Origin of the sequence: Streptomyces netropsis, from assembly GCF_014203545.1 — a bacterium.
In the GTDB taxonomy this organism is placed as follows: Bacteria; Actinomycetota; Actinomycetes; order Streptomycetales; family Streptomycetaceae; genus Streptomyces; species Streptomyces netropsis.
In genome coordinates this window covers 193,721-207,362 of sequence record NZ_JACHJG010000003.1, presented here as the reverse complement: position 1 = coordinate 207,362, position 13,642 = coordinate 193,721, and the positions used below count along the sequence as shown (strand labels likewise).

The window sequence follows — 13,642 nt, the reverse complement described above, 5'->3', positions numbered from 1 at the left end:
AGCCACGTTGGCTGCTGAGCTGCACGTCGAGCTGGTCGCGGCGGACCGAAGCGTCTGGTCCGGCGAGGCCACTCTGGTCATCGCGCGTACCACATCGGGCGACATCGGCGTCATGCCCGGCCACCAGCCGCTGCTCGGTGTGCTGGAGTCCGGCCCGGTGACCATCAAGACCGCGGACGGCAACGTCGTCGCAGCGGTGCACGGTGGATTCATCTCGTTCGCGGACGACAAGCTCTCGCTGCTCGCCGAGGTCGCGGAGCTGGCCGACGAGATCGACGTCCAGCGCGCGGAGCGGGCGCTGGAGCGCGCGAAGGCCGAGGCCGACGCGCACGCCGAGCGTCGTGCGGATGTCCGGCTGCGTTCGGTCACGGGCGTTCACTGAACCCCGCGACTCACTGAGTTCGTCCCTCAGCCGCGGACCGCACTGGAGTTCTCCAGGGCGGTCCGCGGCTGAGGCAATACAGGTGCGGTTGCTCTAGATGATGCGAGGAGGTCGGTGGAGATGGTCCTCGCTCTGCTCGTGAGCGGCATCGTCGTCTTGCTGGTTTTGGTGGGGCTCTTCGTTTTCGGGCTGCGCAGACGGCTCATCCAGCGGTCGGGGGGAACCTTCGACTGCAGCCTGCGCTGGAACGTCCCCGAGGACGACCCCGAGCCGGCGGGCAAGGGGTGGGTGTACGGCGTAGCGCGGTACAACGGTGACCGGATCGAGTGGTTCCGGGTCTTCTCCTACGCGTACCGGCCCCGCCGGGTCCTGGAGCGCGCCTCGATCGAGGTGCTGGAGCGGCGCACGCCGCAGGGCGAGGAGGAACTGGCCCTGCTGTCCGACGCCGTCGTCCTGGTCTGCATGCACCGCGGTACGCGGCTGGAGCTGGCGATGAGCGAGGACGCCCTGACGGGCTTCCTGGCGTGGCTCGAGGCGGCGCCTCCCGGCCAACGAGTCAATGTGGCTTAGCTTCCTGTGGCCTCGATCGCCGGCCGGGCTGGAAGTGTCCAGCCCGGCCGGCGATCGCTATTTCAGCCCGCTGTCGACGGCAGTCATCAGCGTGCCGCTGTCGCCGGACATCTCCCAGATCATCACCCCGCCGAGGCTCTTCGACTTGAGCCAGGCGGTTTTCTTGTTGATGGACCAGACGTCGTCGAAGGTCCACCACTGGCCTTTGTCGCCCGTGTAGCCGTAGGTCGCGACCGACTGCTCGTCGTGGTGCACGGTCAGGTTCGGTACGGACGCGAGCAGGTTGTCGTAGCCGCGGGTGCCCGCCTCCTCCGGGAACTGGCCGGGGGCCGCGCCGCCCGCCGCCTGCCACTCGCCGCGCGCGCCGCCGTCGGCGACCTGCTGCCAGCCGCGGCCGTAGAACGCGAGGCCGAGGACGACCTTGCGCGCCTCGACGCCGGCGTCGAGGTACGCCCGGACGGTCGACTCGACGCTGAACTTCGTGGTGTACGGGTCCTGGGCGTCGGTGTAGAGGTTGCCCTGGTGGCCGGTCCGGTTGGGCTCCCAGCTGTTGTCGCTGCCGGAGCCGTGGAAGTCGTAGCCCTGGACGTTGGCGTAGTCCATGTAGTCGAAGACGCTGGGCGTGCCGTCCTTGGTGGTGATGTCCCAGCCCGCCTCGATCTTGCCCGGGTCGGCCGGGGTGAAGGCCGTGAGCAGGTACTTCTTGCCGGTCGTGGTGCTCAGGGCGTCGAGCTGGCGGCGGAACTCGGCGAACAGCAGGGTGTTGTTCGCCTTGTCGTCCTTCGAGACGTGGTTCCCGGCGTGGCCCTCGGAGCCCGGCCACTCCCAGTCGAGGTCGAAGCCGTCGAAGACGCCTGCCGCGGCGCCGGCGCCGCCGCGGCCGCCGGTGAGCGGCAGATCGCCCTTGATGTACATGTCGATGCAGGACTTCACGAACTTCTGCCGGGAGGCGTCCGTCCTGGCCGCGTCGGAGAAGTACTTGCTGTAGGTCCAGCCTCCGACGGAGATCAGGGTCTTGAGCTTGGGGTACTTGGCCTTGAGCTTCTTGAGCTGGTTGTAGTTGCCCGCCAGCGGCTGGTTCCAGGTGTCGCCCACGCCGTCGACGGACTCGCCCGCCCCGAAGCCCTTCTCGTAGTCGGCCCAGGCGTCGCCCGCGCCGTCGCCCTGGTTGGGGTCCTGGGGGTTGGGGGAGGTGGCCTTGGTGACGCCGTTGAGGCAAGTGAGGTTCACCGGGTCGATGTTGGAGAAGGAGTAGTTGAGGTGCGTGAGCTTGGCGGCGGCTCCCGTGGTGTCCAGGGACTTCACCGTGTAGCCGCGCCCGTAGATGCCCCACTGCACGAAGTAGCCGACCTTGGCGTAGTCGCCCGGCTGCCCGCCCCCGCCGGTGGTCCGGACGGTCAGCGGCGCGCTGGGCTTGCCGGTCTGGTCGGCGGTGTCCCGGGCCACCACGGTGTAGGCGTAGTCGGTGCCGGGGGTGAGGCCGGTGTCCTTCCAGGCGAGCTTGGCCACGGTCGCGACCTTGGCGGCGCCGCGGTAGACGTCGTAGTTCTTGATGCCCTTGTCGTCGGTGGCGGCGGTCCACTTCAGCGCGACGGAGGTGTCGGTGACGGCGGTGGCCTGGGGGGTGCCGGGGGCGGAGGGCGGTTTGTCGGTGCCGCCGCCCGTGCCCGTGCGGACGGTGGTGGGCGGGGAGGCGGGGCCGGTCTGGCCGGCGGTGTCCCGGGCGACGACGGTGTAGGTGTACGCGGTGTCGGCGGTCAGGCCGGTGTCGGTGAAGGTGGTGCCGGAGACCGTGCCGACGACGGTGCCGCCGCGCAGGACGTCGTAGTTCTTGACGCCCTTGTCGTCGGTGGCCGCCGGCCAGCTCAGCGAGACGCTGTTCTCGGTGACGCCGGTGGAGACGGCCTGCCCGGGGGCGCTCGGCGGGTCGTCGCCCGAGGAGCCGTCGCAGGGGCCGCCGTCCAGCTTGCAGCCGCTCGGCTCGCCGTCGCCGGAGGCCACGAAGCCGAAGGAGACGCTGGCGCCGGGGGCGATGGTGCCGTTGTACTCGCGGTTCTTCGCGGTGTGGTGTCCGCCGGAGGAGGTGACCAGGGCGTCCCAGTAGGCGCCGACGGTGGTGGTGGCGGGGAAGTCCCACTCGACGGTCCACGCGTTGATGGTGGTGGTGCCGGTGTTCTTCACCGTCCACTGGCCCTGGAAGCCGCTGCCCCACTCGGAGGTCTTGGTGAAGGAGGCCGTCGCGGAGGCCGCCGCCTGGGCCGGCGCCGCGGCCAGGCCGACCAGCGTGGCGAGCGGGAGCAGCAGTGCGGCGAGCACCGCGACGGCTCGGTAAGTGATGCGTTTGGTGTGTCTGGTACGTCCTGAGGTTCCTGTGCTCAAGGGAACTCCTTGAGTGTGGGGGCACCTCCCAGCGGTGGGCTGGGGGAGTCCTAACTGGTGGGGGACGAACGTCGGAACCTGTGCGCAGCCCGGTGAGTGTGCGTTATATGAACACCCTCACCACAGTTGTGAGGGGAGGGTAAGAAGGTCTGTACCAACGGTCAAGAGGTCTGGACCAGACCCAACTCCTGGGCCAGCACGGCTGCTTGGACCCTGCTGCGCAGCTCCAGCTTGCCGAGCAACCGGCTGACGTGCGTCTTCACCGTCGCCTCCGCCATCCGCAGCCGCTCGGCGATCTCCGCGTTCGACAGCCCCGCCCCGAGCGCCGCCAGCACCTCGCGCTCGCGGCGCGTCAGGACGTCGAGGACGGCGGGGTCGGGTGCGTTCGCCGACCGCGCGGGCGCGGGGCGGGCGAACTCCGCGATCAGCCGGCGCGTCACGGCCGGGGAGATCAGCCCCTCGCCGCGCGCGACGGTCCGTACGGCCGCGACCAGGTCGGCGGCCTCGCTGTTCTTGAGCAGGAAACCTGCCGCCCCCGCGCGCAGTGCCCCGAAGACGTACTCGTCCAGGTCGAACGTGGTCAGCACGAGGACGTCCGCCAACCCCTCGGCGACGATCAGCCGGGTCGCCGACACCCCGTCCAGGCGCGGCATCTGCACGTCCATCAGCACCAGATCGGGCCGTAGCTCGCGGGTCAGCCGCACGGCCTCCTCGCCGTCCGGGGCCTCGCCGACGACCTCGACACCCGGCGCCGAACGCAGGATGAGCACCAGCCCGGACCGCACGGCGGCCTGGTCGTCGGCGACCACGACGCGGATGTGATCGGTGCCCGTCTCGCGGTCCGTCATGGCGTCCCCTCCTCTTCCACGGGCAACTCCGCCCGTACCTCCCAGAACTTGTCCCCGTCGGACCCGGCCACCGGGCCGGCCTCCAACGCCCCGCCCAGCAGGGCGACCCGCTCCCGCATGCCGACCAGGCCCGCCCCCGAGCCCGGGGCCCGGGGGCCGCGCGGGTCACCGCCCAGCGGACTGGTCACCCGCACGGTCAGCGGCCCGGCGCCCGCCCGGCCCCCGTGGCCGTCGCGGGACAGCTCCACCGCCACCTCGCCCGGCTCCGCGTGCTTGACGGCGTTGGTCAGCGACTCCTGCACGATGCGGTACGCCGCCAGCTCCACCGGCGCCGGGAGGGCGCCCGGGCCGCGCCCGTCCCGCAGGACGAAGGCGAAGCGGTCGTCGCGCACGGTGGTGCGGGCCCGCGCGAGCAGCGCGTCGACACCGTCGAGCCGGGGTGAGGCGGCGGGCTCCTCATCGGTGCCCGGGTGCCGCAGGAGTCCGATGAGGCGGCGCATCTCGGCGAGCCCCTGCACGCTGTTCTCCCGGATCACGGTCAGCGCCTCCCCGGACGCCTTCGGATCGCCTATCGACAACGCGGCCGTGGAGTGGATCGCGATGGCCGACAGATGCCCCGCGACCATGTCGTGCAGCTCGCGCGCCATCCGGGCGCGCTCCGCGCCGACCGCCTCGCGCCGGTCCAGCTCGGCCAGCAGCGTGGTCCGCTCGGCCTCCAGCCGCGCCGCGCGGGCGGCGTCCCGGTGCTCGCGGATGCCGATCCCGGTCCAGGCGGGGGCGATGGTCAGCACCCCGATGCCGAAGCCGATGAGCAGCGCCTCCGGCTTGCGGATGACGGCCAGGGCCAGCAGCGTCGCGATGCCCGTCACCAGCTCGCAGGCGCGCGGAATGCGCCGGGCGACGGCGGGCCGCCCGTACAGCGCGGCCGCGTACACGACGTCCGTGTACATGGCGATCGTCGCGACCAGCGAGCCCGTGCAGATGTCGAGCACGATCGTGACCGTGCCGATCGCGAGCCCGGTCAGCGGGGCGCTGCGCCGCAGCAGCTCGGTGCCGCACATGATGCCCAGCGCGACCAGGCACAGCCACTTCGGCAGCCCGAGCATCGGCGGGTTGTTGCTCAGCCCGAGGAACCACAGGGTGAGCCCGCCGAGCAGCCCGACGGCCGCGATGAGGACGTCGTCGCGGTGGGGACGGCGGGGGAGCCTGGGAGCGCTGGCCGGCATGGGTCCATCACAGCACGTCGGAGGGGGTGCGGGCGTCCCCCGACGGGCGCTTCGCGACGGACTTCGGTACATCGAAGGATGCAGCGCGGGATCGTCACGCGCGACGACGAAACGGAACCGGACGGCGGCGACGCTGGAGGGGTCCCGTACGAGGGGGCGGTAAGGGAAGGAGAGACCCGTGATCGTCACGCTGATCATCGTCTGTGAGGTCGGCTTCTGGGTGCTGCTGGCCGGCGGCCTCAGCCTGCGGTACCTGGCGAAGATGCCGCGCACCGGCGCGGCCGTGCTGCTGCTGGAGCCCGTGCTGGAGCTGGTGATGCTGGTCGCCACCGCGATCGACCTGCGGAACGGCGCACAGGCCGACTGGAAGCACGGCCTGGCGGCGGTCTACATCGGCTACTCGGTCGGTCTGGGCCACTCCACGATCAAGTGGGTCGACCAGCGCTTCGCCCACCGCTTCGCGGGCGGCCCGCCGCCGGTCAAGCCGCCGAAGTACGGCACGGCGCGCGCGGTCCACGAGTGGAAGACCGCCGGGCGGTGGGTGCTGGCGTCGGTCGTCGCCATGGGCCTGCTCCAGGCCGCGATCTGGTACGTCGGCGACTCGGGCGACATCAGCTCGCTGCGCGGCTGGCAGACGAAGATGTACTTCGTGATCGGCATCAACCTGGCCATCGCGGCGAGCTACACGATCTGGCCCAAGCAGCCGAAGGGCGGAACCGGTTCCGAGGAACGGCCCCGCACGTACGAAAAGCTCTGACCTTGGGCCGGGTCCGGTCCGGGATCTTTAAGCGCCGGACGGGCTGCTATCGGCTGAGCTCAGCCGATAGCAGCCCGTCCGGCGCTTGAGGACGCCGCCGCGCAGCGGTGGTGCACCCTCCATGATCCGCCGGACAGGCCCTAGCGGTCCCCGCCCGGCACCCAGAGGACGTCCCCCAGTTCCTTGTTCGCCGTCCTCGCCAGAATGAACAGCAGGTCCGAGAGCCGGTTGAGGTACGTCGCCGTCAGCGGGTTCATGATGTCGCCGTGCAGTTCCAGCGCCGCCCAGGTCGAGCGCTCGGCGCGCCGGACCACCGTGCACGCCTGGTGCAGCAGGGCCGCGCCGGGCGTGCCGCCGGGAAGGATGAAGCTGCGCAGCTTCTCCAGGTCCTCCAGGAAGTGGTCGCAGTCCGCCTCCAGCTTGTCGACGTAGGACTGCTCGACCCGCAGCGGCGGGTACTTCGGCTCCTCGACGACCGGCGTCGCCAGGTCCGCGCCGACGTCGAAGAGGTCGTTCTGCACCCGCACGAGTACCTTGACGACCTCCTCCGGCAGCTGCCCCAGCGCGATGGCCACGCCGATCGCGGCGTTCGCCTCGTTCGCGTCGGCGTACGCCGCGATCCGGGTGTCGGTCTTCACGGTGCGGCTCATGTCGCCGAGGGCGGTCGTGCCGTCGTCCCCGGTGCGGGTGTAGATGCGCGTCAGATTGACCATGTGCACGAGCCTAGCTACGCACCGGCCGCACGGAAGAGCCGTGTGCCCGCCGTCACGGAGACGGCGGCCAGGGCGACCGCCGCGAGGGTGCCGTGGAGCACGGCCGGTGCCGTGTAGTGGCCGATGAAAGCCGCGCGGACCGCGTCGACCGGATAGCGCAGCGGCATCAGGTGGGAGAGGGCGTCGAGCCAGCCGGGCGCCAGCGACATCGGCAGCATCAGGCCCGACAGCAGCATCGCGGGCAGGTTGACGGCGTTGACGACCGGTGCGAACGCCTGGGGGGCGGGGGCCTTCATGGCCAGCGCGTAGGACAGCGACGCCAGCGAGGCCGCCAGCAGGGCGACGAAGGCGAAGCCGATGAGCACGCCGGGCAGCGGCGCGCGCAGCCCCATGGCGACGGCCGCGAGGACGAGCAGCCCGGCCTGGAAGGTCAGCAGCACCGCGTCGCGCAGCACCCGCCCCAGCAGCAGGGCCAGCCGGCTGACCGGGGTCACCCGCATGCGTTCGATCACGCCGTGCTGCTTCTCCATCAGCAGGCCGATCCCGGCGAAGCCCGCGCCGAACAGTGCGAGTTGGAGCAGCAGTCCGGGCACGAGGATCTGCCAGGAGCTGCCCGAGGAGCCCAGCGGCACGTCGGTGAGCAGGGGCCCGTAGAGAAGGAGGTAGAGCAGCGGCATCAGCATGCCGAAGGTGACGGCCATCTTCGAACGCAGGGTCTGCCGGGCGTAGCGGCCGAAGACCAGCGCCGTGTCGGACATGAGTCGGGGGACAGGGGTCATCGCGGTGGCTCCTAGACGGCTACGGGGGCGGATTCCCGGGGCGCGGCGGTGCGCCCGGTGATGGCGAGGAAGGCGTCCTGCAGGCTCGCGTCGGGTGAGCCGGCGTGACGGGCCTTGAGGGCGGCCGGGGTCCCTTCGGCGACGACGGCGCCCCGGTCGACGACGACCAGCCGGTCGGCGAGGGCGTCGGCCTCGTCGAGGTAGTGGGTGGTGAGGACGACGGTGGTGCCCCACTCGGCGCGGACACGGCGCAGGAGGTCCCACAGGTCGGCGCGGCTGCCGGGGTCGAGCCCGGTGGTGGGCTCGTCGAGGAAGAGGACCTCGGGCCGGTGGGTCAGGGCCATGGCCAGGTCGAGACGGCGTCGCTGGCCGCCGGAGAGGGCGCCGCAGGGGCGGTCCAGGAGCCCCGTGAGGCCGAGGTCGAGGGTCAGTTCCTCCAGGCGGGCGGCGGCTTCGGCCTTGCGGAGCCGGTAGAGGCGGGCCTGGGTGAGCAGTTCCTCGCGGACGGACACGGTCGGGTCGACGCCGCCGGACTGGGCGACGTACCCCGTGCGGCGCCGGACGCCCGCGGGGTCGCGCGCGAGGTCGTGGCCGGCGACGGTCGCGGTGCCGCCGGTGGGGGAGAGGAGGGTGGTGAGCATGCGCAGGGTGGTGGTCTTGCCCGCGCCATTGGGGCCGAGGAGGCCGAGGATCTCGCCCGCGCGGACGGTGAGGTCGATGCCGCGCACGGCCTCGACGGGGCCTCGCCCGGTGCGGAAGGCCCGGGTGAGGCCGGTGGCGCTGATGCTGAGCCGATCGGGTGCGTCCATGGCCGCAAGAAAAGCAGAGACTCTTAAAGTTTGCAATGACCCCAAGTTTTCAGAGAGTCCAGCGAAGCTACGATGGGGGCATGACCGAGGGGCTCAGGGAGCGGAAGAAGCGGCAGACCAGGCAGCACATCTCCGATGTCGCGACCGGCCTGTTCCTGGAGCGCGGCTTCGACGCCGTGACGATCGCGGAGATCGCGGCGGCGGCCGACGTGTCCGTCAACACCGTGTACAACTACTTCCCCGCCAAGGAAGACCTCTTCCTCGACCGGCAGGACGACGTCGTCGACTGGCTGTCGTCCGTCGTCCGGGGCCGGGCCGACGGCGAGTCGGCGGCCCGGGCGGTGCTGCGCGCGCTGCGCGCCGAGGCCGTGGCCGTGTCGCCGCGCCTCGGGCTGATCGACGGATACGACCGCTTCCTGCGGGTCGTCGGGGAGTCGCAGGCCCTGACGTCCCGCCTCGCCGCCATGGACCGGCAGGCCACCGAGGCGCTCACGGTCACCCTCGCCGAGGAGGCCGGGGCCGCGCCCGGCGATGTGCTGCCGGAGCTGGTGGCCGGTCAGCTCGCCTGGCTGCGGGCCACCCTCGCCGGGCACATCGGACGCGCGCTGCTGACGGGCCGTACGGCGAAGGACGTCTCCCGCGACGCGCTCGTCCTGCTGGACGAGATGGAGGAGCTGATGGGGGAGAAGCTGCTCGGCTACGCCGACCGGACGGTACGGCCGACCGTGTGATTCCTGGGGCTGGAGTGGCTCAACTGCGGGGTGTGGTCGGGTCGCTGGGCCGTCCAGTGTGACGTCCGTCATTTGGGACGTGACGCGCATCTCTTCCTTCCCAACGGCGCGCCCACTGACGCTAAGGTCCGGGCCAGAGACCGTAAGTGAACAGGGAGTAAGGGGACAGCAGTGGCCAAGAAGCTCGCCGTCATCGGAGCCGGTCTGATGGGCTCCGGGATCGCACAGGTCTCCGCCCAGGCCGGGTGGGACGTCGTGCTGCGGGACGTCACCGGCGCCGCGCTCACGCGTGGCACGGACGGCATCAAGGCCTCGTACGACAAGTTCGTCTCCAAGGGCAAGCTCGACGCGGACGTCGCCGAGGCGGCTCTCGCCCGGATCACCGCCACCACCGACCTGGACGCGGCCGCCGACGCCGACATCGTCGTCGAGGCGGTCTTCGAGGACGTCGACACCAAGCGCGAGATCTTCCGCACCCTGGACGGGCTGGTGAAGGACGAGACGGTCCTCGCCTCCAACACTTCCGCCATCCCGATCACCAAGATCGCCGCCGCCACGCAGCGCCCGGAGCGCGTGGTGGGCGCGCACTTCTTCTCGCCGGTGCCGATGATGCAGCTTTGCGAGCTCGTTCGCGGGTACAAGACCAGTGACGAAACGCTCGCCACCGCGCGGGAGTTCGCCGAGGGTGTCGGCAAGACCTGCATCGTCGTCAATCGCGACGTCGCGGGCTTTGTCACCACGCGCCTCATCTCGGCGCTCGTCGTCGAGGCGGCCAAGCTGTACGAGTCCGGGGTGGCCAGCGCCGAGGACATCGACATCGCCTGCAAGCTGGGCTTCGGTCACGCGATGGGGCCGCTGGCCACCGCCGACCTGACCGGCATCGACATCCTGATGCACGCCACGGACAACATCTACACCGAGTGCCAGGACGAGAAGTTCGCGCCGCCGGAGCTGATGCGCCGCATGGTGGACGCGGGTGACCTCGGCCGAAAGAGCGGTCAGGGCTTCTACCAGCACTGAGCCTGTAACGCCCAATCGAATTCACCCTCCGGGGTGAATTCGGTATCGGTTCGCTTACAGGCGGCAACTTTGTCGTGTGAGAGGCAGTCAGTTCAGTACGGCCACACCCACATCACCGACCACTCCCGGGAGCGCATATGCATATCAGGGGCGACCACGCCGAGCTGGTCGTCGGGGGGCGCCTCGACGTCCGTAACGCGGCGGACGCCCGAAGCCTGCTGCACTCCGCGCTCGACGCCGGCCGGGGCGACCTCGTCCTGGATCTGACCGAGCTGGACTCCTGGGACGCCACCGGGCTCGGGGTGATCATGGGAGCCCACCGCCGGGCCGGCCGCACCGGCAGGCGGCTCGTCCTGCGCGGGGTCCCCGACCGGATGCAGCGGCTCCTGGTCGCCACCCGGCTGCACCGCATCCTCGCCATCGAGGGCGGCATCGAGGCGGAGTCCCTGCCCCGCGTGTGACCCGCCCCGGGACCGTCCCCCGGTCCCCCCGGGCCTCCTCCGGCATCAGATCCTCATAAGACTGTGATCTGCCCCGGCGGCATCCGCCCCTGGCGGTCGTAGATACTGGGCGCAGGTCTGCGGTTCGGTTTTCCCGCCGCACACGAAAAGGCCGCATAAGTAAGCCCACGGCGGGCACCGGACCAGAAGCGAAGGTCAGGCCGAGAGGGCAGGACGGCACGCCACGCATCTGGGGGGCTTTTGACCATGGACCCGACGAACCGGGGATCCGAGGACTTCCACGACGACGACCGCACGTCCGCCGACGGCGGCCCGCTGCAGCCGTCGCGGTCGGAGCCCGCGGCCGCGTCGTCGAGCGCGCCCGACTCCGCGAGCCAGGGGCCCGTCCGCGTCGTCCAGCTGGTCACCGGCGACTATCTGCTCACCGTCAACCCCGTCGACGGCAGCGAAATAGAGCCCTGCCCGCCCGGAAGGCTGCCCGCACGCCCCCAGCGGCACGGCGCCGACGAGCGCGCCGAGCTGCGCCGCGCCGCGGCCCCGCCGCCGCCCGCCCGCCCCGAGCTGCCGCTGGTGGAGCGGGACGAAGAGCGCGAGCGGCTGACCCGGCTGCTCTCCCGTGGCCGTTCCGTGCGCCTCACCGGCCCCGCCGGTTCCGGGCGCACCGCCCTGCTGGACGCCGTCGCCGCGGAGGTCGAGGGCCTGGCCCCCGACGGCGTCGTCCGCCTCAGCGGCTACCACCGCACCCCCGCCGACCTGCTCTACGAGCTCTTCGCCGCCGTCCACCACGCGCCGCTGAACCGCCCCGACCGGGCCGGGATCCTGGCGGCGGTGCACGAGATCGGCGCGGTCGTCGTCCTGGACGACCTGGAGTTCGGCGGCAGCGCGCTCGACGAGCTGCTCGACGCGACCCCCGAGTGCGCCTTCCTCCTCGCGGCCACGCCCGACGTCGCCGCGCCCTCCCCCGACTCGCACCTCGAAGAGGTCTTCCTCGGCGGCCTCGACCGCACCGGCTGCCTGGAGCTGCTGGAGCGGTCCGTGGAGCGGCCGCTCACGGACGAGGAAGCCGACTGGGCGGCGGACCTGTGGTTCGAGTCCGAGGGGCTGCCGCTGCGGTTCGTCCAGGCCGGGGCCCTGCTGCGGCAGCGCGACCGGACGGGCGCCGACCCCGCCGCCGTCGACGAGTTCGGCGTCTTCGCCGAGCGGCCCTACGTGGCCGACGCGGCGGGCGGGGCCGAGGAGGCCGGCGCCGACGTCAAGCCGCCGCTGCCGAGCCTCGCGGTCAGCGCGGCGCCCGTCGGCGTGCTCGCCTCCCGGCTCAGCGACGTCGCCCGCGACACCCTGAGCTTCGCCCTCGCCCTTGGCGGCGAGGTCCCCCACCAGGCCCACCTGCCCGCGCTGGCCGGTGACACCCACGCGGACGCCGCCGTCGGCGAGCTGCTCGCCAGCGGGCTGATCACCGCCGTCGGCGCGCACTACCGGCTCGCGGCCGGCGTCGCCGACCAGCTGCTCGCCGAGGGGTACGGCACCGACACCGCCGCCCGGGCGCACTCCGCCGCCCAGCACTACGCCTGGTGGGCCGGGCACCCCTCCGTCGCCCCCGAGCGCGCCGCCGCCGAGGCCGACGCGATCCTCGCCGCGATGGCCGTGCTGGTCGCCGACGGCGGGAGCGGACACCCGGCGGCCGCGGTGCTGCTGGCCCGTACGGCGGCGCCCGCCTTCGCCGCCGCCTGCCACTGGAGCGCCTGGGAGCGCAGCCTGCGGCACGGCCAGGCAGCCGCGCGCATGTCGGGCGAGGTCGGCGAAGAAGCGTATTTCCACCACGAGTTGGGCGTGCTGGCGCTGTGCACCGGCAATCTCGACCGGGCCCGCGCCGAGCTGGAGGCCTCCATCGGGCTGCGCGGTGTGATGGCCGACAAGCGCGGCGCCGTCGCCGGCCGCCGGGCGCTGGCGCTGGTCGCCGACCGTTCCGGACTGGCGATGGGCATGCGCGGTGTCCCCGGCGTGCCACCGCTGCCGCCGCTGCCCGGCGAGGACGGCCCCGCCCCGGCGGGCGAGGAGGTCCCGGCCGCGCGGAGCGAGCAGTCGGTCACCCCGCCCTACGCCGTGCCCACGGGCCGTGTCCACGACTCGGGCGCGACCACGGTCGCGGGCAGCCGCTTCGGCGCGGACAGCGGCAAGGCCGGGTTCCCCGGGGCCTCCGGGCCCGTCGCGCAGAGCGGCCCGGGCCGCCCTGCGCACCGGGAGCCCTGGGCCAGGAGACTCATGGTGGGCCGGGCCCGGCGCAATGTGATCGCGGCGGGCGCGGGTGCGCTCCTCGCGGGCGTCCTCGGCACGGTCGTCACGCTCGGCGCGGCCTCCGGCGGCCCCAACCACAAGCCGTCGGACCAGGTGAAGCCGGACCAGTCGGCGTCCCAGCAGGACGGCGACAACACCCTCAACGCCGACCAGCCGGCGCCCGGCGCCACCGGCCGCCCGCAGGCGCCGGGCGGCACCGGGAAGCCGGACCGGTCGCAGAGCCCGGGGGCCACGCCGTCCTCGCCGGGCGCCTCCGGCAGCACGTCGCCGAGCCCGAGCGGCAGCGGCTCGCCGTCGACCACGCCGTCGTCGCCGGGTGAGCCGACGAGGAGCCCCACGCGTACGCCGGGCGGTGGCGATCCCACGTCGCCGACGCAGAAGCCGACGCCGACGAAGCCGCAGGAGCCCACGCAGGACCCCGGGACGCCGACGCAGAATCCGACGCTTCCCTCGTCGCCCGCCGGGAGCAGCTCGAACTCCGCGAGCGGTCCGGCGCCGGACGGGTCGGGCAGCGGAAGCGCCCCGGCGGTGTAGGGCGCACCTCCGCTGCGCGGCGGTGTCCTCAATGTCCCCCAGCTACCGCTGGGAGGTGCCCCAGCGGGCTGGTGTCGGCTGAGATCAGCCGACACCAGCCCGTCCGGCGATTGAGGACACGCCCGCAGGGCGCCCGCC

General features: G+C 72.4%; 13 protein-coding genes. 7 read left to right on the top strand and 6 right to left on the bottom strand.

The window, feature by feature from the left end; genetic code table 11:
- Positions 1 to 7: 7 nt before the first annotated feature.
- Entirely contained in the window at positions 8 to 382 is a 375-nt protein-coding gene (locus FHS38_RS08705; protein ID WP_130879940.1) for a F0F1 ATP synthase subunit epsilon, read from the top strand.
- 120 nt (positions 383 to 502) lie between these two features.
- Positions 503 to 952 (top strand): DUF2550 domain-containing protein, encoded by a 450-nt coding sequence (locus FHS38_RS08700; RefSeq protein WP_130879941.1) that lies wholly within the window; start codon positions 503 to 505, stop codon positions 950 to 952.
- Positions 953 to 1,009: 57 nt separating this feature from the next.
- Here the strand turns inward: FHS38_RS08700 and FHS38_RS08695 are convergent, their stop codons facing one another.
- From FHS38_RS08695 to FHS38_RS08685, 3 genes are all read right to left on the bottom strand, one after another.
- Positions 1,010 to 3,331, bottom strand: a complete 2,322-nt coding sequence (locus FHS38_RS08695; RefSeq protein ID WP_184732554.1) for a glycoside hydrolase family 18 chitinase — start codon at positions 3,329 to 3,331, stop codon at positions 1,010 to 1,012.
- Positions 3,332 to 3,492: 161 nt separating this feature from the next.
- A complete protein-coding gene (locus FHS38_RS08690; protein ID WP_184732552.1) occupies positions 3,493 to 4,179 on the bottom strand; it encodes a response regulator in 687 nt (228 codons plus the stop codon).
- The gene (locus FHS38_RS08685; RefSeq protein ID WP_184732550.1) at positions 4,176 to 5,405 is read right to left on the bottom strand and encodes a sensor histidine kinase; all 1,230 of its coding nucleotides are present in this window, start codon (positions 5,403 to 5,405) and stop codon (positions 4,176 to 4,178) included. Before FHS38_RS08685 ends, FHS38_RS08690 begins: the two co-directional genes overlap by 4 nt.
- Positions 5,406 to 5,583: 178 nt before the next feature.
- Between FHS38_RS08685 and FHS38_RS08680 the strand changes: the two genes are divergently transcribed.
- Positions 5,584 to 6,162 (top strand): hypothetical protein, encoded by a 579-nt coding sequence (locus FHS38_RS08680; RefSeq protein WP_184732548.1) that lies wholly within the window; start codon positions 5,584 to 5,586, stop codon positions 6,160 to 6,162.
- A gap of 140 nt (positions 6,163 to 6,302) precedes the next feature.
- Here the strand turns inward: FHS38_RS08680 and FHS38_RS08675 are convergent, their stop codons facing one another.
- The 3 genes from FHS38_RS08675 to FHS38_RS08665 are packed head-to-tail and all read right to left on the bottom strand — an operon-like array spanning position 6,303 to position 8,463.
- On the bottom strand, positions 6,303 to 6,875 hold the full coding sequence (locus tag FHS38_RS08675) for a cob(I)yrinic acid a,c-diamide adenosyltransferase (RefSeq protein WP_184732546.1): 573 nt from the start codon (positions 6,873 to 6,875) through the stop codon (positions 6,303 to 6,305).
- A 14-nt stretch (positions 6,876 to 6,889) separates the two neighbouring features.
- Positions 6,890 to 7,654 (bottom strand): ABC transporter permease, encoded by a 765-nt coding sequence (locus FHS38_RS08670; RefSeq protein WP_184732544.1) that lies wholly within the window; start codon positions 7,652 to 7,654, stop codon positions 6,890 to 6,892.
- 11 nt (positions 7,655 to 7,665) lie between these two features.
- Positions 7,666 to 8,463, bottom strand: coding sequence for an ABC transporter ATP-binding protein (locus FHS38_RS08665; RefSeq protein ID WP_184732542.1), 798 nt, complete (start codon positions 8,461 to 8,463; stop codon positions 7,666 to 7,668).
- Positions 8,464 to 8,543: 80 nt separating this feature from the next.
- On the opposite strand from FHS38_RS08665, the gene FHS38_RS08660 reads away from it, so the two are divergent.
- From FHS38_RS08660 to FHS38_RS08645, 4 genes are all read left to right on the top strand, one after another.
- Entirely contained in the window at positions 8,544 to 9,194 is a 651-nt protein-coding gene (locus tag FHS38_RS08660) for a TetR/AcrR family transcriptional regulator (protein ID WP_184732540.1), read from the top strand.
- A 171-nt stretch (positions 9,195 to 9,365) separates the two neighbouring features.
- Complete coding sequence (locus tag FHS38_RS08655; protein WP_184732538.1) at positions 9,366 to 10,214, top strand: 3-hydroxyacyl-CoA dehydrogenase family protein; 849 nt, start codon at positions 9,366 to 9,368, stop codon at positions 10,212 to 10,214.
- A gap of 137 nt (positions 10,215 to 10,351) precedes the next feature.
- On the top strand, positions 10,352 to 10,675 hold the full coding sequence (locus tag FHS38_RS08650) for an STAS domain-containing protein (protein WP_130879951.1): 324 nt from the start codon (positions 10,352 to 10,354) through the stop codon (positions 10,673 to 10,675).
- 246 nt (positions 10,676 to 10,921) lie between these two features.
- The gene (locus FHS38_RS08645) at positions 10,922 to 13,504 is read left to right on the top strand and encodes an ATP-binding protein (protein WP_184732536.1); all 2,583 of its coding nucleotides are present in this window, start codon (positions 10,922 to 10,924) and stop codon (positions 13,502 to 13,504) included.
- The last annotated feature ends 138 nt before the right edge of the window (positions 13,505 to 13,642 follow it).

Excerpts from the sequence above, each read along its gene's own strand:
- FHS38_RS08700 (WP_130879941.1), top strand. The coding sequence starts at position 503 with ATGGTCCTCGCTCTGCTCGTGAGCGGCATCGTCGTCTTGCTGGTTTTG.
- FHS38_RS08690 (WP_184732552.1), bottom strand. The coding sequence starts at position 4,179 with ATGACGGACCGCGAGACGGGCACCGATCACATCCGCGTCGTGGTCGCC.
- FHS38_RS08685 (WP_184732550.1), bottom strand. The coding sequence starts at position 5,405 with ATGCCGGCCAGCGCTCCCAGGCTCCCCCGCCGTCCCCACCGCGACGAC.
- FHS38_RS08675 (WP_184732546.1), bottom strand. The coding sequence starts at position 6,875 with ATGGTCAATCTGACGCGCATCTACACCCGCACCGGGGACGACGGCACG.
- FHS38_RS08670 (WP_184732544.1), bottom strand. The coding sequence starts at position 7,654 with ATGACCCCTGTCCCCCGACTCATGTCCGACACGGCGCTGGTCTTCGGC.
- FHS38_RS08665 (WP_184732542.1), bottom strand. The coding sequence starts at position 8,463 with ATGGACGCACCCGATCGGCTCAGCATCAGCGCCACCGGCCTCACCCGG.
- FHS38_RS08660 (WP_184732540.1), top strand. The coding sequence starts at position 8,544 with ATGACCGAGGGGCTCAGGGAGCGGAAGAAGCGGCAGACCAGGCAGCAC.
- FHS38_RS08650 (WP_130879951.1), top strand. The coding sequence starts at position 10,352 with ATGCATATCAGGGGCGACCACGCCGAGCTGGTCGTCGGGGGGCGCCTC.
- FHS38_RS08645 (WP_184732536.1), top strand. The coding sequence starts at position 10,922 with ATGGACCCGACGAACCGGGGATCCGAGGACTTCCACGACGACGACCGC.